Consider the following 23,180-nt stretch of genomic DNA (forward strand, 5'->3'; position numbering starts at 1 on the left):
GTGAAAACAACTTCGACACCGAGCCGGCTGTGGTCCCCCGAACGGCGGGGGCCCACGGCCGGCATCGTCCTGCTGGTCACCCTCCTGGCGTTCGAGAACATGGGTGTCAACACGGCCATGCCGCGCATGGTCGCGAGCCTCGACGGCAACGACCTGTACGCCTGGCCGTTCCTGGCGTTCCTGGCCGCCAGCGTGGTGGCCACCGTGCTCTCCGGCCGGCTGTCCGACGTGCGCGGCCCCCGGCCGTCGCTGATCCTCGGCCCGGCCGTCTTCCTCGTCGGCCTGCTCGTCGCGGGCACCGCGCAGGACATGGGGATGCTGCTGCTGGGCCGCGTGCTCCAGGGCCTGGGCGGCGGTGCGCAGGTCGTGGCCGCCTACGTCCTGATCGGCCTGGTCTACCCGGAGAGCGACCGGCCGGCGGTGTTCGGCGTGCTGTCCTCGGCGTGGGTCGTGCCGTCGCTGGTCGGCCCGGCGTTGTCGGGCTGGCTCACCGAGACCGTCGGCTGGCGGTGGGTGTTCCTGGGGCTGGCGCCGTTCGTGCTGGTCGCCGTGCTGCTGATCACGCCGGTGCTGCGGGGGCTGCCCGCGCACACGCCCGATCAAGGCACCCGGCGCGGCCTGCCGCTCGCGGCGCTCGCGGCCGGTGTCGGCGTCTCGGCGTTGAGCTGGGCCGCGCAGCACCCGAACGGCCTGAACCTGGTGGCGGGCCTGGCCGGGCTGGCGATCCTCGTGCCCGCGCTGCGCGTGCTGCTGCCCAAGGGCACGCTGTCCGCCCGGCGCGGCCTGCCGTTCACCATCCTGGCCCGCGGTCTGCTCGCGGGCTCGTTCTTCGGCGCGGAGGCGTTCCTGCCGTTGACGTTGACGTCGGTGCACGGCTATTCGGCGGTCGCGGCCGGACTGCCGCTCACGATCAGCGCGCTGGGGTGGTCGGGCGCGTCCCTGTGGCAGGCCAGGAGACCGGACATCCCGCGCGAGAAGCTCGTGCGGGCGGGCTTCGTGCTCAACGCGGTCGGCATCGCGGGCGTGACGCTCGTCGCACCGTCGTGGGGACCCGCCTGGGCGACGCCGGTGCTGTGGCTGGTCGCGGGCGCCGGCATGGGCATGGCCATGTCCAGCCTGAGCGTGCTCACGCTCGGCGCGTCCACCGACGCCGACCGGGGGTTCAACTCGTCGGCGTTGCAGATGAGCGACATGCTCACGGCCGCGCTGTTGGTCGGCCTGGGCGGCGTCATGATCGACCTGATCGCGTCGGCCGAGCACCCCACGGCCGCGGTCGTCCCGTTCGACCTGGCGATGGTGGCCGTCTCACTGGTCGGTGCCGTGCTCGCCGGCCGTCTGCGGCGGGCTACCCTGGACGATTGATGGCCTACTTCGACCATGCCGCCACGACCCCCATGCTCCCCGAGGCGATCGCGGCGATGACCCAGGCGATGTCCGGTACGGGCAACGCCTCGTCGCTGCACACGTCGGGACGACGGGCGCGGCGCGCGGTCGAGGAGGCCCGCGAGGACCTGGCCGACGCGCTGGGCGCCCGTCCCTCCGAGGTGATCTTCACCAGCGGCGGGACGGAGAGCGACAACCTGGCCGTGAAGGGCGTCTACTGGGCGCGGCGGGCCGCCGGGCCGCGGCGGATCGTCGCCTCCTCGGTCGAGCACCACGCCGTGCTGGACACCGTGGGCTGGCTGGTCGAGCACGAGGGCGCCGAGGTGACCTGGCTCGAGCCCGACCGGCACGGGCGGATCACCGCCGACGCGCTGCGCGCCGTGCTGTCCGACGACGTCGCCCTGGTGACCGCGATGTGGGCGAACAACGAGGTCGGCACCGTCAACCCGGTCGCCGACCTCGCCGCCGTCGCGGCCGGGCAGGGCGTGCCGTTCCACACCGACGCCGTCCAGGCCGTCGGCGCGGTGCCGGTCGACTTCGCCGCGTCCGGCGCGAACGCGTTGACGCTGACCGGGCACAAGGTCGGCGGGCCGTACGGCGTGGGCGTGCTGCTGCTGGGCCGGGACGTGGCGCCGACGCCGCTGTTGCACGGCGGCGGGCAGGAGCGGGACGTGCGGTCGGGCACGGTCGACGTGCCGGCGATCGTGGGGCTGGCGACGGCCGTGCGGCACGCCGTGGACACGCGGGCGGATACCGCGGCCCGGCTGTCGGCGTTGCGCGACGAGCTGGTGGCGGCGGTGCGCCGCGCGGTGCCGGACGTGATCGTCAACGGCGACCCGGTGCACCGGCTGGCGGGCAACGCGCACCTGACCTTCCCGGGCTGCGAGGGCGACAGCCTGCTGATGCTGCTCGACGCCAAGGGCATCGAGTGCTCGACCGGTTCGGCGTGCACGGCGGGCGTGGCCCAGCCCAGCCACGTGCTGCTGGCCATGGGGGTGGACCCGGTGCTCGCGCGCGGGTCGTTGCGGTTCTCGCTCGGGCATACGTCGTCGTCGGCCGAGGTCGAGGAGTTGGCGGCGGTGATCGGGCCGGTGGTGGAACGGGCCCGCGCGGCGGGCATCGCGGGGTTGAAGCGGCAGAAGGCAGGGGTGTGATGCGGGTCCTGGCGGCGATGAGCGGCGGTGTCGACTCGGCGGTCGCGGCGGCGCGTGCGGTGGCGGCGGGTCACGACGTGACCGGCGTGCACCTGGCGTTGTCGGCCAAGCCGGGCACACTGCGGACCGGCGCGCGGGGCTGCTGCACGATCGAGGACGCCCGCGACGCGCGGCGCGCGGCGGACGTGCTCGGCATCCCGTTCTACGTGTGGGACTTCGCGGAGCGGTTCACCGAGGACGTCGTGGACGACTTCGTGGCCGAGTACGCGGCCGGCCGCACGCCCAACCCGTGCCTGCGGTGCAACGAGCGGATCAAGTTCGAGGCGTTGCTGGACAAGGCGATCGGCCTGGGCTTCGACGCGGTGTGCACCGGGCACTACGCGCGTCTGTCCACTGTGGACGGTCGGATCGAGTTGCGGCGCAGCGCCGACGACGACAAGGACCAGTCGTACGTGCTGGCGTCGTTGACCCGCGAGCAGCTCGCGCACGCGATGTTCCCGTTGGGGGACTCGACGAAGGCGGCGGTGCGGGCCGAGGCGGCGGAACGCGGCCTCCAGGTCGCGGAGAAGCCGGACAGCCACGACATCTGCTTCATCCCCGACGGCGACACGCGGGGGTTCCTGACGCGCAAGCTGGGCGAGCAGCCGGGGTTGCTGGTCGACGACGAGACCGGTGCCGTGCTCGGGCGGCACGTGGGCGTGCACGAGTTCACCGTGGGGCAGCGCAAGGGCCTGGGCATCGACGCCCCCGCACCCGACGGCCGACCCCGGTACGTGTTGTCGCTGGAGCCGGTGACCGGGACCGTGCGGGTGGGCGCGGCCGAGAAGCTCGCGGTGACCGGGATCGTGGCGACGTCACCCGTGACGCGGGTGGACCTGGACGGTCCGGTGGAGTGCGTCGCGCAGGTGCGTGCGCACGGCGGCACGGCACCCGCCGTGGCCCGACTGGTGGAGGGCGAACTGCGCGTCGAACTCCGGGCGCCCCTGCGCGGCGTGGCACCGGGACAGGCCGTGGCCATCTACCGCCCCGACCCGGCGGGCGACCTGGTGCTGGCCAGCGCGACGATCAGTACCACCCACTGAAACGGTCCGGACCACCGCGACGATGAGGGCTGTGTGACCGATCACCACGCGGGGCGCGGCGCCGCCCACCGGGCCGAGATCGACCGCCGGGTGACGATCATGGCGGCGAAACTGGAACACCCGTCGACCCAGTTCCTGGACGAAGAGCGCTACCAACGCCTCAGAGCGGAGGTGCGAACCCTCTACTGGGTGACAAAGGAACGAGAACACCGCCCCGAGTGGCAGGACGTGATCACCGCCGTCCTGAACCTCCTGGCCGCACTCGAACGCCTGGACCCCTCCCTGCGCAGAGAGGTGGAGGTCGCCCTCCCCGCGCCACGGACCACGCCCCACCCCACACCCTGCCCACCGTCGTAACCGGGCCAGGGCCCACCTCCGGACACCGGGAGCCACACACCCAGCTTTCGGCGCCCCAACGCACACCCCACGGTCCCGACCGCACAACTCGCGGTGTCTGAACGCACAACTCGCGGTGTCTGAACGCATAACTCGCGCGTTCACGGGCGCAATCGACACCCGGTCGGGGGTGCCTGAGTGGAGGACTCGCGACTCAAGGCGTCCAGTCGGTGTTGGCACCGCACAAGACGACACAAGGCAGATGCCCCGGCACCCGCCCGTCCAACCACGCCGCGAACGGCACCGCGGCAGCCGGTTCCACCGCCAACCGGAACTCCTCCCACAACCGGTCCCGAGCCGCCGACAACTCCGCATCGCTCACCAGGACCGAAGTGACGGGATACCGGCTCAACACCTCGAACGGCAACATCCCCACCCGCGTCGCCCCCAACGCCGAAGCCGCCACCGACTCGACCGGCGAGTCCACCGGCCCACCCGCGTGCAACGCCCGGTTGAGCGCACAACACATCTCGGGCTCCACGGCCACGGTCAACCGCTTGGACCCCAAAGCCGTCCCCGCCGCCAACCCGCCCCCGCCGACCGCCACCGCGATGGAGTCGACCTCGGGCATGTCCGCCACGATCTCCAACGCCACCGTGCCCTGCCCCGCGACCACCGCCGGGTCGTCGTAGGCCTCCACGTACCGCCCAGGAGCCTCACGCGCCGCTGCGGCGGCCTCCGCATAGGTGTTCCCATGCCGCACGAGAGTCGCGCCCGCGGCCTTGATCCGCCGGGCCTTCCCCTCGGGCACGGTCTCCGGCACGTACACGGTCGCCGGCACGCCCAGTACGGACGCCGCGAGCGCCACGCCCAACCCGTGGTTGCCGCCGGACGCCGTCACCACCCGTTCGGGCGGTGGGCCGTCCGTCAACGCGCTCACCGCGCCGCGGAACTTGAACGACCCGCCGACCTGGAGGTGCTCCAGCTTGAGCACGACATCACGTCCGTCGACGGTCACCCGCCACGAAGGCGTCCAGCGCACGTACGGTCGGATGCGCCCGACCACGTCTTCAGGTGTCACCCCTCCATCATCACGTCAGCCAGTGGTAGGCCCACAACACGAGAGTGACCGCGCCCACCACGAAGCACAGCAGCGCGAGCACGAGTCCGAGCAGGACCAGCACGTTCACCGTCCACGACGAGTCGCGGTCGTCGGCGACCGCGATCTCCCGCCGCAGCTGCGCGGACACCTCGGACTGGAGCGCGGCCAGCCGGACCCGGGCGGTCTCGGACGGGATGCCGTTCGCGCCGGTCGCCCAGTTCAACGCGGCCAGGCGTGCCTTGGGCGTGCGGTAGGCCCGTTCGAACGCGGCGACCTCCGCGTCGTACCGGTCCTCGCCCAGGTAGCTCCACCGACCCGCCTGGACCGGGTCGCCGAGTAATCGGTAGACACCGGCCAGCCGGGCGCGCAGATCGAGGCGGTCGGGGTAGGTGGTGACCAGTCCGACCAGGCGTTGCCGTGCCCGCAGCACGCTCGCCAGGTCGCCGCGGTCGACCTCCTCGGCGGCCTTGCGCAGCGTGTGCTCGACAGGCATGAGCCACATCGTCCCAGTCGACGCAACCACTACCGGGTGGTCCACGCCGGGTCGGAACCCCCGCTCACCCGAAAGGCGGCTTCGCGGCGTCCCGTCCGACCACCCCAGGAACGGGTGGTCGGGCGGAAAGAGTCGGGCCGACCGCAATTCTCCGGACGAGGTACCGGGGCGCGCGCCACGGAACAGCCGACGAATGGCGGTACTCCCGCGTGCGGTTCTTGGACTATGCCGTCGGCAAATCGGCGCGATGATCGCACCTGTTCACATATTCGCAGGTCAGATACCTGTCGGTGGGCCAACCGAGACGCACGCACAACGCCGCTCGCCCGGTGTCTCCGACACGCCGTGAGTCCGCAATTCTAGTGTCGATCGATCCGGAAGTGTTCGACGTCCGCGTTCGACCCATTCGCGCACTTGTGGGTGTGGTAATTCTGGGTAATTTCATCCGGGTGCCGGGCACTCGTCGTGTCCGCACCGGGTGAGCCGAGAAAGGAACGCGAGACGTGAACGCGCTGACCCACGGGTACACCAATCTGACCGAGCAGCGCGGGTCGGTGGTGCGCAAGTCGTACCTGGGCCCCGACGCCGAGGCACGCCGGCGCACGGAGCGGTCGGTGCTGGTGGAGTTGCGGGACCGGTTCCCGGTGCCGCCCCTGTCGCCGGGGACGGAACGCGACCTGCGCACGGCCTACGTGCGCGGCGTGCCGGGCCGTGTCGCCGTGGACGCGGGGCTGGCCGAGCGGGTGCTCGCGCTGTGCGGGCGGTTGCGCCGGGAGTTGGACGCCCTGGACGTGCCCGGCCTGCCCGGCACGGGCGCGGTGGTGCACGGTGACTTCGGCCCGCAGAACCTGATCGTGACACCGACCGCCGACGCCGCGGTGGCGGTGGTCGACTGGGAGTGGTGCCGCCGGGGCGATCCCGTCGACGACCTGGCGTGGGCGGAGTGGACCGTCCGCCTCCACCACCCCGACGCGATCGCCGCCGTGGACGCCCTGTACGCGGCCTACGGCCGGCGGGCCAAGTGGTCCGTCCGCCACGAGGCGATGATGGCCACCTGTCACCGCAACCGGGATTTCTGCGCCCGGGGCGGCGATTGCGCGGGCGTGGCCGTGTGGGACGACCGGATCGCCCGGACCGCGGGCTTCCGGGACCGCTGAGACGGAGCAGGGGCGGTCCCCGAGGAGACCGCCCCTGCTCCGTGCTGCCTTCTACCGGGAAGCTTCTACCGGTCAGCCGGTGAAGCCCTTGAAGATGTTCGTGAATTCGTACTGGGACTGCGAGATGCTGCTGCACGTCGGCGAGATGCCGCCGCCCGGGCAGCCGCCGTTGTCCCGGCCGGTCGACCAGAAGCCGAGCAGGCCGATGTGGTTGGTGTTCGCCCACGCCACCAGCTTCTGCGCGTGCGCCTGGTTGAAGATCTTGCCGTTGTAGTTCCGGCCGATCATCGGGGTGACGCCCAGCAGCTTCTTCAGCTCCGCGTCGGACTTCGCGGGCCAGATCTGCTTCATCTGGCCGAGCGTGGCCTGTGCGGCGGCGATCACCGCGTCGCCCCAGTCGGACCGCGACGTGCCGAACTCCATGGTCATCGGGTTGACCAGGACGGTCAGGCCCTTCGACGCGGCGTTCTGGAGCACCTGCACCGAGTACGGGTCCATGCCGTAGTCGTCGCCCTGGATGCGCATCGTGTAGCTGATGTGCGTGCCGCGCTCGGCCTGGAGCTTCTTGAGCGCCGTGTTCACCAGGTCGTGCGGGATGGTGGCCTCGACGTCGACGTCCAGGTGGTTGCCGCCGACCGCGTCCAGGATCTTCTTGTACGCGTTGTACAGCGCGTCGGCCGTGGAGCAGGTGTACTCCAGGTACGGCCCGGCCGCGCCGCCGGTCGCCACGATGACGTCGCCGCCCAGCGCCTTGAGGGCCTTGACGTCGTTGATGATCCGGCTGTCGTTCAACGGGATCGTGCCGCCCCACGCCGGGTTGCAGCCGGAGCTGTCGGCGAGCGCGAACGCGAGCGTGAAGACCTTCTGGCCGGTGGTCTTGGCGATCGACTCCAGCGACGGCGTGGGCATCGTGATGTCCACGTACGGCGCGGACTTGATGCTGCCCGGCTGCTGCGGCGTCGTGGTCGTCGGGTCGGTGGTGACCGGCGGCGTGGTCGGGTCGGTCGTCACCGGGGGGCTGGTGTCGGAGACGATCGTGGTGGTCGTGGTCGTCGACGACCCCTCGCACGGCTGACCGTTGATCTTGCAGCCGGTCGGCACGCCGGTGCCGTTGACCAGGAACCCGAACGACGCGGACGCGCCGGCTGCCAGGGTGCCGTTGTAGTTGCGGCTGCTGAACGTGTGGTGCGTGCCGCTGGTGGCCAGCGTGGCGTCCCAGTACGCACCGGGCTTGGTGTCGGCGGGCAGGTCGAACTCGACCTTCCAGCCGTTCACAGCCGACGAGCCCGCGGTGATCGTGTAGCGGGCCTGGTAGCCGGAGCCCCAGGACGAGTCCTTCGCGAACTTCGCGGACGGGGTGGCGGCGGCGCCGGCAGGGGCGGCGACGAGCATCCCCGTGATCGCGGTCGCGGCTACGCCGGCCGCGAGCAGCATCAAAGACTTGCGCTTCGAGAACATCGTGCTCCCACGGATGCAGGGTTGGGTGGGAGTGGTGCGGGGACGTGGGGCGCGGCACGCCCCCACACCACGATCGCAGCGGTGCCCGCAACTGTGAGCACCGACCAGGTGACCGTATGTGGCCTAGACCACCGCGTCAATGGGTCTAGACCTTTTCGCCGCCGATCGGCCGTTCGGACGTGGTGGGAGACTGTGTGCCGTGGACGTCTCCCCCTGGCCCGAGGGCACCGCGACCGGTATCGGTTCGCTGCCCGGCGCCGACCCGCTCGAAGCCGCACGTGTCGTCCTCGGCGAGCTGCCGCAGCTCCCCCACCTGCCCGAACTCCCCGGACGCGGGGTCGGTGCCGATCTCGTCGGCCGCACCGCCGGCCTGCTGGTCGACCTGCCCGTCGAGGTCGTGCCGTCCGGTTACCGGACCGCCGCGCACCCCGGTCGGGACCACCGCCGCGCGGTGGACCTCCTGCGGCGCGACCTCGACGCGTTCGAGGAGGCGCTGGAGACCTCGGGCGCCCGGCCGGAGGTGGTCAAGGTCCAGGCGGCCGGGCCCTGGACGCTCACCGCGAGCATCGAGCTGAACCGCGGCCACCGCGTGCTGACCGACCGCGGCGCGTTGCGCGAGTACGCCGAGTCCCTGGCTGAGGGGCTGCGCCGGCACGTCGCCGAGGTCGCCAAGCGCATCGGCGCCCGCGTGGTCGTGCAGCTCGACGAGCCGGGTCTGCCCGCCGTGCTGCGCGGGCTGCTGCCCACGCCGTCCAAGCTCGGCACCGTGCCCGCCGTCCACGAGCCCGAGGCGCTCGCGGTGCTCCGGCCCGTGATCGAGGCGTTGGGGCCGGACGTGGTCGTGCACTGCTGCGCGCCCAAGCCGCCGATCGGGCTGTTGCGCCGGGCCGGTGTCCGGGCCGTGGCGTTGGACGTGGGCCTGCTGGACGAGTCGTCGTGGGACGAGGTCGGCGAAGCCTGGGAGGAGCGCACGACCCTGTTCCTGGGTCTGGTGCCGAGCACGGACCCGGCCGCGCCGGTGGACCTGGCGGGCGTGGCCAAGCCCGCGCTGGACCTGGTCGACCGGCTCGGGTTCCCCCGCGAGACCCTGGCGAGGTACGCCGTGCCCACGCCGACGTGCGGGCTGGCCGGTGCGAGTGCCAAGTGGACGCGCCGGGCGTTGTCGTTGAGCCGGGACCTGGGGCGCGCGTTCGTCGAACCGCCGGAGAACTGGCGGCGGGCGGAAGAGGGCCGCGAGGGTGCCTGAACGCACATTTCGCGGTGTCTGAACGTATAACTCGCGGGATTCAGGGGGTGGAGAAGGGGGCCGCGTAGGTGAAAGGGCCCGCCAGGGACGGCGTCCAAGCCGACAGGGTGCGGACCTGGAAGTGGGGTGCCCACTCGGCGACCGGCGGGGTGATGCCGTGGTCGGCGGCGAGGACGAACCCGAAGCGGGCGTAGTACGCGGGGTTGCCCAAGAGGACCACGGCGGGCTCGTCCAGGGCGTCGGCGGCGCCGAGGACGGCGTGCAGGAGCGCCGAGCCCACGCCCGCGCGCTGGTGGTCGGGACGCACGCTGACCGGTCCCAGGCCCACACCGATCGAGGCGCGGGTGGCGACCGCGTGCCCGACGACCTCGCCCGCCACCTCGGCGACCAGCGACAGCGCCGGAATCCAGCCCGGGTCCGCGCGCAACGCGTCGACCAGGCCGGCCTCGCCGCCGGGTCGTGCGGCGAACGCGGCCGACGTCACCTCGCGGATCACGTCGACGTCGGCGGGGGTCTCGCGGCGGATCATCATGCGCGCGAGCCTAGGGCGTGCACGCCCGACGGCAGCGCCACACCGCGCAGGTACCGGTTGAGGACGTCCAGGAACGCCCGCGCGGCCGACGTCGGCGCCACGTCCGCCCGGTGCGCCACGGCGACGACCCGGTCGATCCCCGGCTCCAGCGGCACGCCGTGCAGCGACCGCGTGGCCAGCACCGTGCTCGGCACGATCGCCCACCCCAGTCCCACCTCCACGAACCGCAGCACGGCGTCCATCTCGCCGCCCTCCACCGCGAACCTCGGCTCGAACCCGGCCTCGCGGCACGCGGCCGAGGTGGTCTCGCGCAGGTCGTAGCCGGTCCGGAACATCACCAGCGGCCGGTCCCGCAGCGCGGCGACGGGCAGCCGGGCCGAGTCGAACGGCGTGGGGGAGGCGACCACGAGTTCCTCGCGCAGCACCGGGATCACCGTGAGCGCCCGGTCCGCGTCCACCGGGGAGGCGATCACCAGCGCGAGGTCCAGGTCGCCCGCTTCCAGCGCGCGCACGAGGTCGCGCGACCCGCCCTCCTCGACGAGCACGCGGATGCCGGGGAACGCGTCGTGATACGCCTTCAGGACGTCCGCGAACAGGCTGCCGCACAGGCTGGGCGTGGCACCCACCCGCAGTCGTCCGCGGCGCAGCCCGACGAGTTCGGCCACCTCCAGCCGGGCGGTGTCCACATCGGACACGATCCGGCTCGCCACGGGCAGCAGCGCCTCGCCCGCCGGGGTCAGCGCGACGTTCCCGCGTGCCCGGCTGAACAGTTCCGCGCCGAGTTCGCGCTCCAACGCGTGGATCTGCTTGGACAGTGAGGGCTGCGCCACACGCACCTGCTCGGCGGCCCGGGTGAAATTCCGCGTCCGGGCCACTGCCAGGAAGTACGCGAGCTGGTGGAGCGTCATAGCCTCAGGCTATCGTCGTCCAGTCAATGATGTATTGGACGACTTGTCGAGGCCGTTCCTAGCGTCGAAGACGTGCTTCACCTCTACCGCCGCACGATCGGCAAGAAGGCCGTCATGGCGGTCACCGGATCGCTGCTGCTCCTCTACGTGGTCGCACACATGGTCGGCAACCTGTCGATCTTCGTGGGCGGCATCGACGACTACGGCCGGTGGCTGCGCTCGATCGGCGCGGTCTGGCCCGTGCGGCTGGGCCTGCTCGGGTGCGTGGTGCTGCACTTCGTGGCCGCGTGGCAGCTCACGAGACGCGCCGCGAAGGCACGCGGCCGGTACGAGCACCGACGTGTCGTCAACGGCTCCTACGCCGCCCGCACGATGCGTTGGGGCGGCGTGATCCTGGCCCTGTTCGTCGTCTACCACCTGCTCGACCTCACCGCCGGGGTGCTCAACCCGCACGGCGTCGAGGGCGAGATCCACGCCAACGTCGTGGCCGACTTCCGGCACTGGTACGTGGTCCTGGCCTACACCGTCGCCGTGCTGGCCCTGGGTTTCCACCTGCGGCACGGGGTGTGGAGCGCGACCCGCACGCTCGGCGTCGCCACGTCCCGCGCACTCGCCCTCGGCGTCGCCGTCGTGGTGTGCGCCGGGTTCCTGTCCGTCCCGTTCGCCGTCGTCACCGGAGTGGTGAGCTGATCATGTACACCGAAGGCGATCCGATCGCCGACCACCGCGCGCCCACGGGTCCCATCGAGACCCGCTGGGACCGCCGCCGGTTCACCGCGCGCCTGGTCAACCCGGCCAACCGGCGCGGTCGGACGGTGATCGTCGTGGGTACGGGCCTGGCCGGCGGTTCGGCCGCCGCGACCCTGGCCGAACTCGGCTACCGGGTGCTCTCGTTCTGCCACCAGGATTCCCCGCGCCGGGCGCACTCGGTCGCGGCCCAGGGCGGGATCAACGCGGCGAAGAACTACCGCAACGACGGCGACAGCGTGTGGCGGCTGTTCCACGACACCGTGAAGGGCGGCGACTTCCGCGCCCGCGAGTCGAACGTGTACCGGTTGGCCCAGCTCAGCACGGCGATCATCGACCAGTGCGTGGCGCAGGGCGTGCCGTTCGCGCGCGAGTACGGCGGGCTGCTGGACACGCGGTCGTTCGGCGGCGCGCAGGTCTCGCGCACGTTCTACGCGCGCGGCCAGACCGGGCAGCAACTCCTGCTCGGCGCCTACCAGGCGCTGGCCCGGCAGATCGACGCCGGACGCGTCGAGTCGCACCCGCGCACCGAGATGCTCGACCTGGTCGTGGCCGACGGGCGGGCCCGCGGCGTGGTCGTGCGCGACCTGGTGACCGGTGCGGTGTCCACGCACCTCGCCGACGCCGTCGTGCTCGCGACCGGCGGCTACGGCAACGTGTTCCACCTGTCCACCAACGCCAAGGGCTGCAACGCCACCGCGATCTGGCGGGCGCACCGGCGCGGCGCCCTGTTCGCCAACCCGTGCTTCACGCAGATCCACCCGACATGCATCCCGCCGGCGGGGGAGCACCAGTCCAAGCTGACGTTGATGTCCGAGTCGTTGCGCAACGACGGCCGCGTGTGGGTGCCGCGCGATCCCGCCGATCGGCGGACACCGGGCGCGATCCCCGAGTCCGGACGGGACTACTTCCTCGAACGGCTCTACCCGGCGTTCGGCAACCTCGTGCCGCGCGACATCGCCTCACGTGCGGCCAAGAACGCCTCCGACCCCGAACGCGGCGTGTACCTGGACTTCGCCGACGCCATCGCCCGGCTCGGCGCGGACGTCGTGAAAGCCCGCTACGGCAACCTGTTCGAGATGTACCAGCGCATCACCGGCGACGACCCGTACACGACGCCGATGCGCATCTGGCCCGCCGTCCACTACACGATGGGCGGGCTGTGGGTCGACTACGACCTGCGGTCCACCATCCCCGGCCTGTTCGTGATCGGGGAGGCCAACTTCTCCGACCACGGCGCGAACCGGCTCGGCGCCAGCGCGTTGATGCAGGGGCTCGCGGACGGGTACTTCGTGCTGCCCAACGTGATCGGCGACTACCTCGCGGACGCGCCGTTCGGGGACGTGGACCCGGGCGGGGTCGAGGACGAGGTGCGCGACCGCGTGGCCCGACTCCTGGCGGTGGACGGGGATCGCACGGTCGAGTCGTTCCACCGCGAACTCGGCCGGATCATGTGGGAGGAGTGCGGCATGGAACGCACGGACGCCGGGCTGCGCACGGCGTTGCGGCGCATCCCCGAACTGCGGGCCGAGTTCTGGTCGCGGGTGAAGGTGCCCGGCCGGGGCGAGTCGTTCAACCAGGAGTTGGAGAAGGCCGGTCGGGTCGCGGACTTCCTCGAACTGGCCGAGCTGATGTGCGTGGACGCGCTGCACCGCGAGGAGTCGTGCGGCGGGCACTTCCGCGCCGAGAGCACGGCCGGCGGCGAGGCGTTGCGCGACGACCACCGCTTCTCGTACGTGGCCGCGTGGGAGTTCACGGGCGGTCCACCCGTGCTGCACCGCGAGGACCTCGTCTTCGACCACGTCCGACCGAGCATTCGGAGCTACGCGTGAACCTGACGATGCGGATCTGGCGGCAGAACGGCGCGACCGGCCGCCTGGTGACCTACGACGTGCCCGACCTGTCGCCGGACATGTCCTTCCTGGAGGCGTTGGACGTCCTCAACGAACGACTCGTGCTCGCGGGGGAGGAGCCCGTGGCGTTCGACCACGACTGCCGCGAGGGCATCTGCGGCATGTGCGGGCTGATGATCGATGGTGTGGCACATGGTCCGGAACGCGCCACCACGGCGTGCCAACTGCACCTGAGGCACTTCTCCGACGGCGACACGGTGACCGTGGAACCGTGGCGTGCCACGCCGTTCCCGGTGATCCGCGACCTGGTCGTGGACCGGTCGGCGTTCGACCGGATCGTCGAGGCCGGCGGGTACGTGAGCGTGTCGACGGGCAGCGCGCCCGACGCGCACGCCCTGCCCGTGCCCAAACCCGATGCGGACGCGGCCTTCGAGGCGGCGGCGTGCATCGGGTGCGGTGCGTGCGTGGCCGCGTGCCCCAACGGCTCGGCGATGCTGTTCACGGCCGCGAAGGTCACGCACCTGGGCCTGTTGCCGCAGGGCCGGCCGGAACGCGGGACGCGGGCGTCGGACATGCTGGCCGCGCACGACGACCTCGGGTTCGGCGGGTGCACGAACACCGGCGAGTGCACGGCCGTGTGTCCCAAGGGGATTCCGCTGTCCACGATCACGCGGTTCAACGCCGACGTCCTGCGCGCCGCACGCAGTTTTAGTCAGGGTGACAAAAGGAGGTAGGGTCGCGGAATGGCACCCCGCGACCACGAGATCGTCCGGCTCACCGCGGACCTGGTGATCCTCACCGTCCGATCCGGGCGGCTGTGCGTGCTGCTGGTGGAGCGGGCGAACGAGCCGTTCCGCGGCCGGCCCGCGCTGCCCGGCGGGTTCCTGCGCGCCGGCGAGACGATCGAGGAGACGGCGGCGCGCGAGTTGGCCGAGGAGACCTCGCTGGACGGGCTGCCCGTCGAGCAGATCGGCGTGTACTCGGCGCCCGACCGCGATCCGCGCGATCCGCGCGTGGTGACGTGCGCGTTCCTGGCCATCGCGCCCGACCTGCCGGTGCCCGTGGCGGGCACGGACGCGCGGGAGGCGAGGTGGCTGCCGTTGGACGAGGTCGGCGGGTTGGCGTTCGACCACGGTCGGATCCTGGCCGACGCCGTGGAACGGGCGCGGACCAAGCTCCAGTACACGACCGTGGCCACGGCGTTCTGCCCGCCGGAGTTCACGATCAGCGAGCTGCGCGAGGTGTACGAGGTGGTGTGGGACGTGGAGGTCGACCGCCCGAACTTCCACCGCAAGGTCACCGACGCGGAGGGGTTCGTGGAGCCGACGGGTGCCAAGAGCACCAAGGGCGGCGGCCGGCCGGCGGTGCTGTACCGGGCGGGCGGTGCACGGGTGCTGCACCCGCCGATGGTCCGGCCGCGCGCCAAGTCCTCCTAGTGGGTCTGCATCCTTCCCCCTTATTGTCGTCTAGACCCGAACGTAGTCCGACGGCCTGGTTCGTGTCAATACGACAAGAAGGGGGTGCGGTTCAATGGACGCCATGCGCTGGTTCCGACGCCCGCCGCGGGTCGCCGCGGCGCACGTGCCCAACCCCGCGGAGGCCGCCGAGGCGTTCTGGCGGGGCTGGTTCGAGCTGCTGCCGGCCGTGAGCGCGGCGCTGGGCGACCGCGAGCCGCAGCGCTTCGAGAACGACCTGTGCGAACTGGTCGCGGCCGTGCACCCGGACCTGCACTTCACCGTGGAGCGCGGACAGCGGGCGATCTACGCGCTGGTGCTCAGCGGCCAGGAGGACCCCCGGTTGCGGCCCTACACCGACGCGTGGCGGGCCGCCGCGCCGCCCGAGGACATGATCTGGGAGTACCACGACTCCGTGCCGCCGGTGCCCGATCCGACGGCCGTGACGGTGAACCTGGGCGCGCACCGGGTGGGCCTGGCCGACGTGCGGGTGGCGGCCCGGATCGTGGCCGGCGTCGTCGACGTGGCCGTGTACCACCCCGGATTCGCCGCGTTGGACGACGAGGCCCGCCGGACCATGACCTACCTGCCGCTGGACGTGACCCTGGGCGAACGCCTCGCGGCCGAACGCCTGGGCCGCGTGGAGACCGCCCTCACCGACCCCGCCGACTCCATCGACCTCCTGGCCCTGCGCACCCTCGTCACCTCCCTCCCCTGACCGCGCGAGTCCTCCACTCGGACACCCCGAAATACGCGCTCAGGCACCCCCGATCGTGGTCAGGCAGCGGGGAAGCGACGTACCCACCGTCGCTGCCACGGCGTTTCCACGGCCTTCGGGTGGTAGTGCGCACGGGTCCACGCCACGGCTTCCTCGGCGGGCACGCCGCTCAACACCGCGACGCACGCCATGACCGTGCCCGTCCGGCCCACGCCACCCAGGCACGCCACCTCCACGGCCTCGCCCGCCAAGGCCCGGCGGTGCAGGTCCTTGATCAACTCGATGGCCCGCGCACGATCGCGCGGCAACCGGAAGTCCGGCCAGTCCAGCCACTCGGAATGCCACGGCACCTCGGGCCGTTTCGCCAGGTACAACCCGTACTCCGGCGACGGCCCGGCAGGCAGGTCACGACCACGCCCGCGCACCACCGCACCGTCCGGAAAACGCACCGCCCCCGTCAATTCCATCCTCCGATTGAACACCCGCCGGAAAGGCCCGCGATGACCGATCTCCACGTGCGCCCCGCCCGTACCGAAGAACTGTCGGACATCGGCGCGCTCACGGTCGCCGCCTACACCGCCGACGGCCTCGACCCCGCGAGCGGCTACGTCACCGTCCTCGCCGACGCTGCCACCCGCGCCCGCGACGCCGTGCTCCTCGTCGCCGTCGACCCCGAGGGCACGTGCCTGGGTACGGTCACCGTCGCCCGCCACGGAACGCCTTACGCCGAACGCTGCCGACAAGGCGAGGTCGAGTTCCGCATGCTCGCCGTCGCCCCGGCCGCCCGTCGACGCGGAGTCGCCGAAGCGCTGGTCCGGACCGTCCTGCGCACCGCGCGCGACGAAGGCGCCCACACCGTCGTCATGAGCAGCAAACCGAGCATGACCACGGCCCACCGCCTCTACCACCGACTGGGTTTCACGCGCACGCCCGACCGCGACTGGGAAGTGTTCCCCGGCCTCACCCTCGTCACGTTCGCACTCGGACTCGGGTAACGGTTTCCCGGAGGCGCCCGATTCCCGGGCGTGGCCGAGGGAAACCGATTGGAAGCCAAAGGATTCCGGGGCGCGCGTTACATCGCGGTCGTCCTGCTCGTCATCAGCGTCGCCGCCCTGGTGTTGTTCGGCGCGGTCCAGGCGAAACCCGTGCAGGCCGTCGCACTCGGCCTGATCATCGCACTGGGCTCGACGATCACCGGTGCCCTGCTCGGCTTCGTGTTCGGGATCCCTCGACGCGTCCAGGGCGAGTCCGGGACGACCGGGTACGCCGTCAACACGAACTTCGAGCAGATCTCCGACTGGCTCACGAAGATCATCATCGGGCTGGGCCTGGTCGAACTCGGCTCGATCGTCGGGCACTTCGGCCGGCTCAGCACCACGCTCGGCGCGGCGTTGGGTCCGGGCACCGCGACCACGGTCGCGGCCGGTGCGACCATCGTGTTCTTCGTGCCGCTCGGCTTCCTTGTCGGCTACCTGCTCACGCGCACGTTCCTCACCGACGCGTTCCGGTCGTTCGACGACCTGCCCGCGAACGCGGTCACCGACGCGGTCGACCGCGTCGGCACGCTCGCCCAACGCCGATACCGCTCCATCCACGCGGACTACGAGAACCAGTCGCACCTGCCCGCCGACAACCGCAACCGCGAGACCGTCGAGCGCGCCGCCGAGGCGACGAGCCCGGTGTCCGACGTGGTCACGCTGTGCGGCGAGATCGAGAACCTGCTCGCCGAACTGCTCGCGCCGTACCCCAGCCAGGACCTGGCGTCCGACGAGCTGGTCGACCTGCTCGCGGCCCGGGGCGTCGTCGACGCCGAACTCGCCGACGCCCTCAAAGGACTGTTCGAGTTCGCCCGCAAGGTCGCGCTGGGCCGTCCACTCGCGCCGGTCGACGCGGTCGCCGTGCGCAACCAGGGCACGGCCGTGCTCGCCGAGGTCGGCCGGTTGCGCCGGATCGCCGGGGTGGCGTTCGAGAAGCACGTCGTGGACACGTTGCTCGACGCCGCGGGCGGGCGTGGGTGGCGGGTCGTGACCGACGCCCTGGTCTCCGAGGTGCCGCGCGTGCACGTGGACGCGTTGGTGGTGAACGGTGCGGGTTCGGTGATGGTGGAGGCGCGGTCGTTGCGCGACCCGGTCGCGGTCGCCGACCTCCAGGGCTGGCTCGACCACGTGCCCGAGCAGCCGTTGGTGCTGGTCGTGCCCGGTGACCAGCGGCAGCGGGCCCGCGTCGAGGGGCTCGGGCGCCGCGGTGACGTCCGGGTCGTGATGTGGGATCTGGAGCCCGGCGCGCTGGTCCCGCTGGTGGAGGAACTGCTCGGCCGGCGGCCGGGATGACACCCCGCGACCGCTGTGGTGAGCTTGGCGGGTGCTCCAGGCCTGTCTGAACGGCGCCCGGGAGGCGCACTGCCACCCGGCCCTGCCGATCACGCCGGACGACCTCGCGCGCGACGCCGCCGCGGTCGCCGAACTCGGCGTGACCCACCTGCACCTGCACCCGCGCGACGTGCTCGGCCGCGAGGTCCTCGCCGGACCGGAGATCGCGCCGACCGTGGCCCGGGTGCGCTCGGCCGTGCCGCACGTCGAGATCGGCGTGACGACCGGTGCGTGGATCGAACCCGACCCGGACGTGCGGGTGGAACTCGTGCGCGGGTGGGCGGCACTGGCGGCCGGGCGGCCGGACGTGGCGTCGGTGAACGTGCACGAGGACGGCTGGCTCGCGGTGGCGGAGGCGTTGCACGCGGCCGGGATCGGGCTCGAACTGGGCGTGCGCGACGACGCCGCGGCCCGCGTGCTGCTCGCCGCCGGCCCGCCGCCGGGCACCCGGCGGGTGCTGGTCGAGATCCCGGCCGACCACCGGGTGGCGCACGCCGAGCGGCTGCTGGACCTGCTCGCGGTGGTGGACGTGCCGATCCTGGTGCACGGCGCGGACGACAGCGCGTGGCCGGTGCTGAACTACGCCGTGCGCCGTGACCACGCCACGCGGATCGGTTTGGAGGACACCCTGTCCGACCCCGACGGCACGCCCACCGAGGGCAACGCCGCTTTGATCGGCCACGCCTCCCTGGGCCCTTCCTGACGGCGGATCAGTCGGGCAGGACCACGGACACGATCCCGGCCAGGTGGGCCAGGCGGGCCACCTCGGCGGCGCGGAACATCGGGCCGCCCGGCCGTCCCACCAACAACACCCGATCGGGCTTGCCCAACGGGGTGGCGGCGAGTTCCGTGCCGAGTTCGCGCCACGTGTCCGGCACCCACGTGTCCTCGCCGTCCAGCACGGTCGCGCGTGCCAGCGGGAACCACGGCGGGTTCTCGATCCGGGTCTCGGGGGCGGCCGACGACGCGGTCAGCCGGTGCACGCCCGTGCCGTCGGCCGCGAACACCACGGCCCACCCGGCGCGGATGATCCTGGGGACGCCCTCCGTGAACACGGCGAGGCCGCGTGCCGGTTCCTCGGCCACGTCCTCGACCAACTCCAGCTCGCGGTGCGTGTTCAGCACGCCCGCGTACGGCCGGACGGCGTCCACCTCCACGCCCTCGACCGACTCGGCCGCGGTGATCAGCACGTCCGGCAGCCGACCCGACGGCAGCTCCACCACCAGGTCGTCGATCGCCAGGCCGGGCCCGCGCTCCACCACGTCCACGCTGAGGATGTCGGCTCCGATCTCGCCCAGCGCCGTGGCGACCGCGCCCAGCGTGCCGGGGCGGTCCGGGAGTTGGACCCGGATCAGGAAGGACACGGTCACGCCTCCAGGCTCTGGTGAAAGTTGCCGGCCGATGATTCTCGCAGACCCGGGTCACCTTTCCGAGCCACCGGGCACGCCTGATCGCGGAGCCTGGCCTGACCTGGCGATTGAGCCGGCAATAGACTCGTCGGGTCCACAATCCGAAACACTCGACCCACGGGGGTTGACGAGGTGCCCAGCATCTCCCGCGACGAGGTCGCGCACCTGGCGAGGCTGGCCAGGCTGGCCGTCACCGACGACGAGCTTGACCTGTTCGCCGGCCAGCTGGACGTGATCCTCCAGTCGGTGGCCACGGTCGGCGACATCGCCACCGCGGACATCCCGCCCACTTCGCACGCCGTTCCGCTGACCAACGTGTTCCGCGAGGACGTCGTGCGTCCCAGCCTCGGTCAGCGGCAGGCGCTCGCGGGCGCCCCCGCAGCCGAGGAAGGCCGCTTCCGCGTGCCCCGAATCCTGGGTGAGGAAGCATGAGCGACCTGATCCGCGAGAACGCGTCCGACCTGGCCGCGAAGATCGCGAGCCGCGAGACCAGCGCCGTCGAGGTCGCGCAGGCGCACCTCGACCGCATCGACCAGGTCGACGGTGCCGTCCACGCCTTCCTGCACGTCGACCGCGAAGGCGCCCTCGCCGCCGCGCGCGCGGTCGACCAGGACATCGCCGACGGCCGCCCGGTCGGCCCGCTGGCCGGCGTCCCCCTGGCGCTCAAGGACGTCCTGACCGCCGAGGGCATCCCGACCACGGCCGGTTCCAAGATGCTCGAAGGCTGGCGTCCGCCTTACGACGCCACGGTCACCCGCCGCCTCAAGGAGGCCGGCGTCGTGATCCTGGGCAAGACCAACATGGACGAGTTCGCCATGGGCTCCTCCACGGAGAACTCGGCGTACGGCCCGACGCGCAACCCGTGGGACCTCGACCGCATCCCCGGCGGTTCGGGCGGCGGCTCATCGGCCGCGCTCGCCGCGTTCGAGGCGCCGCTGGCCATCGGCACGGACACCGGCGGCTCGATCCGCCAGCCGGGCGCGGTCACCGGCACGGTCGGCGTGAAGCCCACCTACGGCGGCGTCTCGCGCTACGGCCTCATCGCGTTCTCCTCGTCGCTGGACCAGGCCGGTCCGTGCGCGCGTTCGGTGCTCGACGCCGCGCTGCTGCACGAGGTCATCGGCGGCCACGACCCGCTGGACTCCACGTCGGTCGACGTGCCGGTGCCGCCGGTCGTCGCGGCGGCCCGCGAGGGCGCGAACGGCGACCTGACGGGCGTGCGCGTCGGCGTGGTCACGCAGTTCAGCGGCGACGGCTACCAGCCGGGCGTGCTGCGCTCGTTCGAGGCCGCGGTGGCGCAGCTCAAGCAGCTCGGCGCGGAGGTCGTCGAGGTCTCGTGCCCGAGCTTCGACTTCGCGCTCCCGGCGTACTACCTGATCGCGCCGAGCGAGGCGTCGTCCAACCTGGCCCGCTTCGACTCGATGCGGTACGGGCTGCGGGTCGGCGACGACGGCACGCGCAGCGCCGAGGAGGTCATGTCGCTGACCCGTGAGGCCGGTTTCGGCCCGGAGGTCAAGCGCCGGATCATGATCGGCACGTACGCGCTCTCGTCGGGCTACTACGACGCGTACTACGGCTCGGCGCAGAAGGTGCGCACGCTCATCACCCGCGACTTCGCGTCCGCGTTCGAGCGGGTGGACGTGCTGGTCTCGCCGACGACGCCGACCACGGCGTTCCGCATCGGCGAACGCGTGGACGACCCGTTGGCCATGTACAAGGCGGACCTGTGCACGATCCCCGCCAACCTGGCCGGCACGCCCGCGCTGAGCATCCCGAGTGGACTGTCCGACGAGGACGGTCTGCCGGTGGGTCTGCAGATCATGGCTCCCGCGTTGCAGGACCACCGGATGTACCGGGTGGCCGCGGCGTACGAGGTGGCGCGCGGCCCGATCGGGTCGGCGCCGGAACCGGTCGGTGCGTGATGGACGTCAAGAAGGCACGGGGCCTGATCGGCCTCGCCGGTTCGATCTTCGGTGCGGTCAACGCGTTCTCCTCGCTGCGCGCCGCCCGCGGTGACAAGGACAAGCTCGCCCTGGCCAACGCGGTCGCGGGCATCGTCGTGGCGATCACCGGCGCGGCACTGGCCGTCCGGGGTCTGCGGAAGGGCGGCAAGGCATGACGGCCACGCTCATGGACTACGCCGAGGTCGTCGAGCGCTTCGACCCGGTGCTGGGCCTGGAAGTCCACGTCGAGCTGCACACGGCGACGAAGATGTTCTGCGGCTGCGCGAACCTGTTCGGCGGCGAGCCGAACACGCACACGTGCCCGGTCTGCCTGGGCCTGCCGGGCGCGCTGCCGGCCGTGAACGGCCAGGCCGTCGAGTCCGCGATCCGCATCGGGCTCGCGCTCAACTGCTCGATCGCCGACTGGTGCCGGTTCGCCCGGAAGAACTACTTCTACCCGGACATGCCGAAGAACTTCCAGACCTCGCAGTACGACGAGCCCATCGCGTTCGGCGGCTGGCTCGACGTGACGCTGGACGACGGCGAGGTCGTGCGCGTGGAGATCGAGCGCGCGCACATGGAGGAGGACACCGGCAAGTCGCTGCACGTCGGCGGCGCGACCGGGCGCATCCACGGCGCCGAGCACTCGCTGTTGGACTACAACCGCGCGGGCGTGCCGCTGATCGAGATCGTGACCAAGCCGATCACGGGCACGGGCGAGCGGGCGCCCGAGGTGGCGCGCGCGTACGTGAGCGCGTTGCGGGACCTGCTCAAGGCGCTGGACGTGTCCGACGTGCGCATGGACCAGGGTTCGCTGCGGTGCGACGCCAACGTCTCGCTGATGGCCAAGGGCGCGGACGTCTTCGGCACGCGCACCGAGACCAAGAACGTCAACTCGCTGCGCAGCGTCGAGCGCGCCGTCCGGTTCGAGATGACGCGCCAGGCCGCCGTGCTCGCCGAGGGCGGCGAGATCACGCAGGAGACCCGGCACTTCGACGAGTCGACCGGCAGCACGTCGTCGGGCCGCAAGAAGGAGACGGCCGAGGACTACCGGTACTTCCCGGAGCCCGACCTGGTCCCGATCGCGCCCGCGCGCGAGTGGGTCGAGGAGCTGCGCGGCACGCTGCCGGAACTGCCGTGGGAGCGCCGCAAGCGCATCCAGGCCGAGTGGGACCTGACCGACGCCGAGCTGCGCGACCTGGTCAACTCGGGCGCGATCGACCTGGTCGCCGCGACCGTCCAGGCCGGGACGACCCCGGCCGAGGCCCGGTCGTGGTGGGTGGCCTACCTGACCAAGGAGGCCAACGCGCGCGGCGTGGAGCTGGACGGGCTGCCGGTCACGCCGGCACAGATCGCGCGGGTCGTGGCGCTGGTCAACGCGGGCGAGCTGACCAACAAGCTGGCGCGCGAGGTCGTGACGGGTGTCCTCGCGGGCGAGGGCGAGCCCGAGGCGGTCGTCGAGGCGCGCGGCCTGAAGGTCGTGTCGGACGACTCCGCGTTGGAGAAGGCGATCGACGAGGCCCTGGCGGCGCAGCCGGACGTGGCCGCCAAGATCCGCGACGGCAAGGTGGCGGCGGCGGGTGCGATCGTCGGCGCGGTCATGAAGGCGACCAAGGGCCAGGCCGACGCGAAGAAGGTGCGTGACCTGGTCATCGCGCGCTGTTCGTAAGGATTCCTCGCCCGAACGGGGGTGTGCCGGATTTCCGGCACACCCCCGTCGTCGTTTCGCCCACGGTGTGGTTCGGGTCACCGAAGTGCGTGCGGACGGATTTCGCGGAACCGTCGCGGCCCGGAATTCCCGGGGCGATGATCACTGTTCGGAGCCGCGCGGGTACG

25 protein-coding genes are annotated in these 23,180 nt (G+C 72.1%); 18 read left to right on the top strand and 7 right to left on the bottom strand.

Annotation, left to right across the window (positions count from 1 at the left end; all coding sequences use genetic code 11):
- From F4559_RS05190 to F4559_RS05205, 4 genes are read left to right on the top strand one after another with little or no spacing between them, the layout of a single operon-like run.
- Positions 1-1,362, top strand: a complete 1,362-nt coding sequence (locus tag F4559_RS05190) for an MFS transporter (protein WP_184666436.1) — start codon at positions 1-3, stop codon at positions 1,360-1,362.
- A complete protein-coding gene (locus F4559_RS05195; protein WP_184666437.1) occupies positions 1,362-2,537 on the top strand; it encodes a cysteine desulfurase family protein in 1,176 nt (391 codons plus the stop codon). The genes F4559_RS05190 and F4559_RS05195 overlap by 1 nt, the downstream gene beginning before the upstream one ends.
- Entirely contained in the window at positions 2,537-3,619 is a 1,083-nt protein-coding gene (mnmA, locus tag F4559_RS05200; RefSeq protein WP_184666438.1) for a tRNA 2-thiouridine(34) synthase MnmA, read from the top strand. Before F4559_RS05195 ends, mnmA begins: the two co-directional genes overlap by 1 nt.
- Before the next feature lie 33 nt (positions 3,620-3,652).
- A complete protein-coding gene (locus tag F4559_RS05205; protein WP_184666439.1) occupies positions 3,653-3,976 on the top strand; it encodes a hypothetical protein in 324 nt (107 codons plus the stop codon).
- Between the two features lie 193 nt (positions 3,977-4,169).
- Here the strand turns inward: F4559_RS05205 and F4559_RS05210 are convergent, their stop codons facing one another.
- Together F4559_RS05210 and F4559_RS05215 are read right to left on the bottom strand one after the other, a co-directional pair.
- A complete protein-coding gene (locus tag F4559_RS05210; RefSeq protein WP_184666440.1) occupies positions 4,170-5,036 on the bottom strand; it encodes a serine/threonine dehydratase in 867 nt (288 codons plus the stop codon).
- A 10-nt stretch (positions 5,037-5,046) separates the two neighbouring features.
- Positions 5,047-5,550 (bottom strand): DUF6584 family protein, encoded by a 504-nt coding sequence (locus F4559_RS05215; RefSeq protein ID WP_184666441.1) that lies wholly within the window; start codon positions 5,548-5,550, stop codon positions 5,047-5,049.
- Between the two features lie 503 nt (positions 5,551-6,053).
- Here F4559_RS05215 and F4559_RS05220 point away from each other — a divergent pair.
- Entirely contained in the window at positions 6,054-6,707 is a 654-nt protein-coding gene (locus F4559_RS05220; RefSeq protein ID WP_184666442.1) for a phosphotransferase family protein, read from the top strand.
- A 72-nt stretch (positions 6,708-6,779) separates the two neighbouring features.
- Here the strand turns inward: F4559_RS05220 and F4559_RS05225 are convergent, their stop codons facing one another.
- A complete protein-coding gene (locus F4559_RS05225) occupies positions 6,780-8,165 on the bottom strand; it encodes a cellulose binding domain-containing protein (protein WP_184666443.1) in 1,386 nt (461 codons plus the stop codon).
- A gap of 199 nt (positions 8,166-8,364) precedes the next feature.
- Between F4559_RS05225 and F4559_RS05230 the strand changes: the two genes are divergently transcribed.
- Positions 8,365-9,411, top strand: coding sequence for a methionine synthase (locus tag F4559_RS05230; protein ID WP_184666444.1), 1,047 nt, complete (start codon positions 8,365-8,367; stop codon positions 9,409-9,411).
- Between the two features lie 40 nt (positions 9,412-9,451).
- On the opposite strand, the gene F4559_RS05235 is transcribed toward F4559_RS05230, so the two are convergent.
- Positions 9,452-9,943, bottom strand: a complete 492-nt coding sequence (locus F4559_RS05235; protein WP_184666445.1) for a GNAT family N-acetyltransferase — start codon at positions 9,941-9,943, stop codon at positions 9,452-9,454.
- On the bottom strand, positions 9,940-10,851 hold the full coding sequence (locus tag F4559_RS05240; RefSeq protein ID WP_184666446.1) for a LysR family transcriptional regulator: 912 nt from the start codon (positions 10,849-10,851) through the stop codon (positions 9,940-9,942). The genes F4559_RS05235 and F4559_RS05240 overlap by 4 nt, the downstream gene beginning before the upstream one ends.
- A 72-nt stretch (positions 10,852-10,923) precedes the next feature.
- Here F4559_RS05240 and F4559_RS05245 point away from each other — a divergent pair, with 72 nt between their 5' ends.
- The 5 genes from F4559_RS05245 (at position 10,924) to F4559_RS05265 (ending at position 15,623) form a co-directional block, all read left to right on the top strand.
- Positions 10,924-11,541 (top strand): succinate dehydrogenase cytochrome b subunit, encoded by a 618-nt coding sequence (locus tag F4559_RS05245; RefSeq protein WP_312865478.1) that lies wholly within the window; start codon positions 10,924-10,926, stop codon positions 11,539-11,541.
- Positions 11,542-11,543: 2 nt separating this feature from the next.
- The gene (locus F4559_RS05250) at positions 11,544-13,430 is read left to right on the top strand and encodes a fumarate reductase/succinate dehydrogenase flavoprotein subunit (protein WP_184666447.1); all 1,887 of its coding nucleotides are present in this window, start codon (positions 11,544-11,546) and stop codon (positions 13,428-13,430) included.
- Positions 13,427-14,185 carry a succinate dehydrogenase/fumarate reductase iron-sulfur subunit gene (locus F4559_RS05255; RefSeq protein ID WP_184666448.1) on the top strand — a complete coding sequence of 253 codons (759 nt, stop codon included), beginning with the start codon at positions 13,427-13,429 and terminating at the stop codon, positions 14,183-14,185. Before F4559_RS05250 ends, F4559_RS05255 begins: the two co-directional genes overlap by 4 nt.
- A gap of 9 nt (positions 14,186-14,194) precedes the next feature.
- Positions 14,195-14,887: an NUDIX hydrolase gene (locus F4559_RS05260; protein WP_184666449.1), complete on the top strand. Its 693-nt coding sequence runs from the start codon at positions 14,195-14,197 to the stop codon at positions 14,885-14,887.
- A gap of 103 nt (positions 14,888-14,990) precedes the next feature.
- On the top strand, positions 14,991-15,623 hold the full coding sequence (locus tag F4559_RS05265) for a hypothetical protein (RefSeq protein ID WP_184666450.1): 633 nt from the start codon (positions 14,991-14,993) through the stop codon (positions 15,621-15,623).
- A 59-nt stretch (positions 15,624-15,682) separates the two neighbouring features.
- Here the strand turns inward: F4559_RS05265 and F4559_RS05270 are convergent, their stop codons facing one another.
- A complete protein-coding gene (locus F4559_RS05270; RefSeq protein ID WP_184666451.1) occupies positions 15,683-16,090 on the bottom strand; it encodes a protein-tyrosine phosphatase family protein in 408 nt (135 codons plus the stop codon).
- 33 nt (positions 16,091-16,123) lie between these two features.
- Here F4559_RS05270 and F4559_RS05275 point away from each other — a divergent pair, with 33 nt between their 5' ends.
- The 3 genes from F4559_RS05275 to F4559_RS05285 are packed head-to-tail and all read left to right on the top strand — an operon-like array spanning position 16,124 to position 18,695.
- A complete protein-coding gene (locus tag F4559_RS05275; protein ID WP_184666452.1) occupies positions 16,124-16,618 on the top strand; it encodes a GNAT family N-acetyltransferase in 495 nt (164 codons plus the stop codon).
- A gap of 48 nt (positions 16,619-16,666) precedes the next feature.
- The gene (locus F4559_RS05280) at positions 16,667-17,953 is read left to right on the top strand and encodes a hypothetical protein (protein ID WP_184666453.1); all 1,287 of its coding nucleotides are present in this window, start codon (positions 16,667-16,669) and stop codon (positions 17,951-17,953) included.
- 31 nt (positions 17,954-17,984) lie between these two features.
- The gene (locus F4559_RS05285) at positions 17,985-18,695 is read left to right on the top strand and encodes a 3-keto-5-aminohexanoate cleavage protein (RefSeq protein ID WP_184666454.1); all 711 of its coding nucleotides are present in this window, start codon (positions 17,985-17,987) and stop codon (positions 18,693-18,695) included.
- A 7-nt stretch (positions 18,696-18,702) separates the two neighbouring features.
- Here the strand turns inward: F4559_RS05285 and F4559_RS05290 are convergent, their stop codons facing one another.
- Positions 18,703-19,356: an ACT domain-containing protein gene (locus F4559_RS05290; protein ID WP_184675479.1), complete on the bottom strand. Its 654-nt coding sequence runs from the start codon at positions 19,354-19,356 to the stop codon at positions 18,703-18,705.
- Between the two features lie 177 nt (positions 19,357-19,533).
- Between F4559_RS05290 and gatC the strand changes: the two genes are divergently transcribed.
- From gatC to gatB, 4 genes are read left to right on the top strand one after another with little or no spacing between them, the layout of a single operon-like run.
- Positions 19,534-19,833 carry an Asp-tRNA(Asn)/Glu-tRNA(Gln) amidotransferase subunit GatC gene (gene gatC / locus F4559_RS05295; RefSeq protein ID WP_184666455.1) on the top strand — a complete coding sequence of 100 codons (300 nt, stop codon included), beginning with the start codon at positions 19,534-19,536 and terminating at the stop codon, positions 19,831-19,833.
- A complete protein-coding gene (gatA, locus tag F4559_RS05300; protein ID WP_184666456.1) occupies positions 19,830-21,323 on the top strand; it encodes an Asp-tRNA(Asn)/Glu-tRNA(Gln) amidotransferase subunit GatA in 1,494 nt (497 codons plus the stop codon). Before gatC ends, gatA begins: the two co-directional genes overlap by 4 nt.
- On the top strand, positions 21,323-21,520 hold the full coding sequence (locus tag F4559_RS05305) for a hypothetical protein (RefSeq protein WP_184666457.1): 198 nt from the start codon (positions 21,323-21,325) through the stop codon (positions 21,518-21,520). The genes gatA and F4559_RS05305 overlap by 1 nt, the downstream gene beginning before the upstream one ends.
- The gene (gatB, locus tag F4559_RS05310) at positions 21,517-23,013 is read left to right on the top strand and encodes an Asp-tRNA(Asn)/Glu-tRNA(Gln) amidotransferase subunit GatB (RefSeq protein WP_184666458.1); all 1,497 of its coding nucleotides are present in this window, start codon (positions 21,517-21,519) and stop codon (positions 23,011-23,013) included. Before F4559_RS05305 ends, gatB begins: the two co-directional genes overlap by 4 nt.
- Positions 23,014-23,180: the final 167 nt, after the last annotated feature.

Origin of the sequence: Saccharothrix violaceirubra (assembly GCF_014203755.1) — a bacterium.
GTDB classification, from domain to species: Bacteria; Actinomycetota; Actinomycetes; order Mycobacteriales; family Pseudonocardiaceae; genus Actinosynnema; species Actinosynnema violaceirubrum.

What these genes read in the sequence shown, in the direction of transcription:
- F4559_RS05195 (WP_184666437.1), top strand. Translation starts at nt 1,362, where the DNA reads ATGGCCTACTTCGACCATGCCGCCACGACCCCCATGCTCCCCGAGGCG.
- mnmA (WP_184666438.1), top strand. Translation starts at nt 2,537, where the DNA reads ATGCGGGTCCTGGCGGCGATGAGCGGCGGTGTCGACTCGGCGGTCGCG.
- F4559_RS05215 (WP_184666441.1), bottom strand. Translation starts at nt 5,550, where the DNA reads ATGCCTGTCGAGCACACGCTGCGCAAGGCCGCCGAGGAGGTCGACCGC.
- F4559_RS05225 (WP_184666443.1), bottom strand. Translation starts at nt 8,165, where the DNA reads ATGTTCTCGAAGCGCAAGTCTTTGATGCTGCTCGCGGCCGGCGTAGCC.
- F4559_RS05235 (WP_184666445.1), bottom strand. Translation starts at nt 9,943, where the DNA reads ATGATGATCCGCCGCGAGACCCCCGCCGACGTCGACGTGATCCGCGAG.
- F4559_RS05240 (WP_184666446.1), bottom strand. Translation starts at nt 10,851, where the DNA reads ATGACGCTCCACCAGCTCGCGTACTTCCTGGCAGTGGCCCGGACGCGG.
- F4559_RS05250 (WP_184666447.1), top strand. Translation starts at nt 11,544, where the DNA reads ATGTACACCGAAGGCGATCCGATCGCCGACCACCGCGCGCCCACGGGT.
- F4559_RS05260 (WP_184666449.1), top strand. Translation starts at nt 14,195, where the DNA reads ATGGCACCCCGCGACCACGAGATCGTCCGGCTCACCGCGGACCTGGTG.
- F4559_RS05265 (WP_184666450.1), top strand. Translation starts at nt 14,991, where the DNA reads ATGCGCTGGTTCCGACGCCCGCCGCGGGTCGCCGCGGCGCACGTGCCC.
- F4559_RS05270 (WP_184666451.1), bottom strand. Translation starts at nt 16,090, where the DNA reads ATGGAATTGACGGGGGCGGTGCGTTTTCCGGACGGTGCGGTGGTGCGC.
- F4559_RS05275 (WP_184666452.1), top strand. Translation starts at nt 16,124, where the DNA reads ATGACCGATCTCCACGTGCGCCCCGCCCGTACCGAAGAACTGTCGGAC.
- gatA (WP_184666456.1), top strand. Translation starts at nt 19,830, where the DNA reads ATGAGCGACCTGATCCGCGAGAACGCGTCCGACCTGGCCGCGAAGATC.
- F4559_RS05305 (WP_184666457.1), top strand. Translation starts at nt 21,323, where the DNA reads ATGGACGTCAAGAAGGCACGGGGCCTGATCGGCCTCGCCGGTTCGATC.
- gatB (WP_184666458.1), top strand. Translation starts at nt 21,517, where the DNA reads ATGACGGCCACGCTCATGGACTACGCCGAGGTCGTCGAGCGCTTCGAC.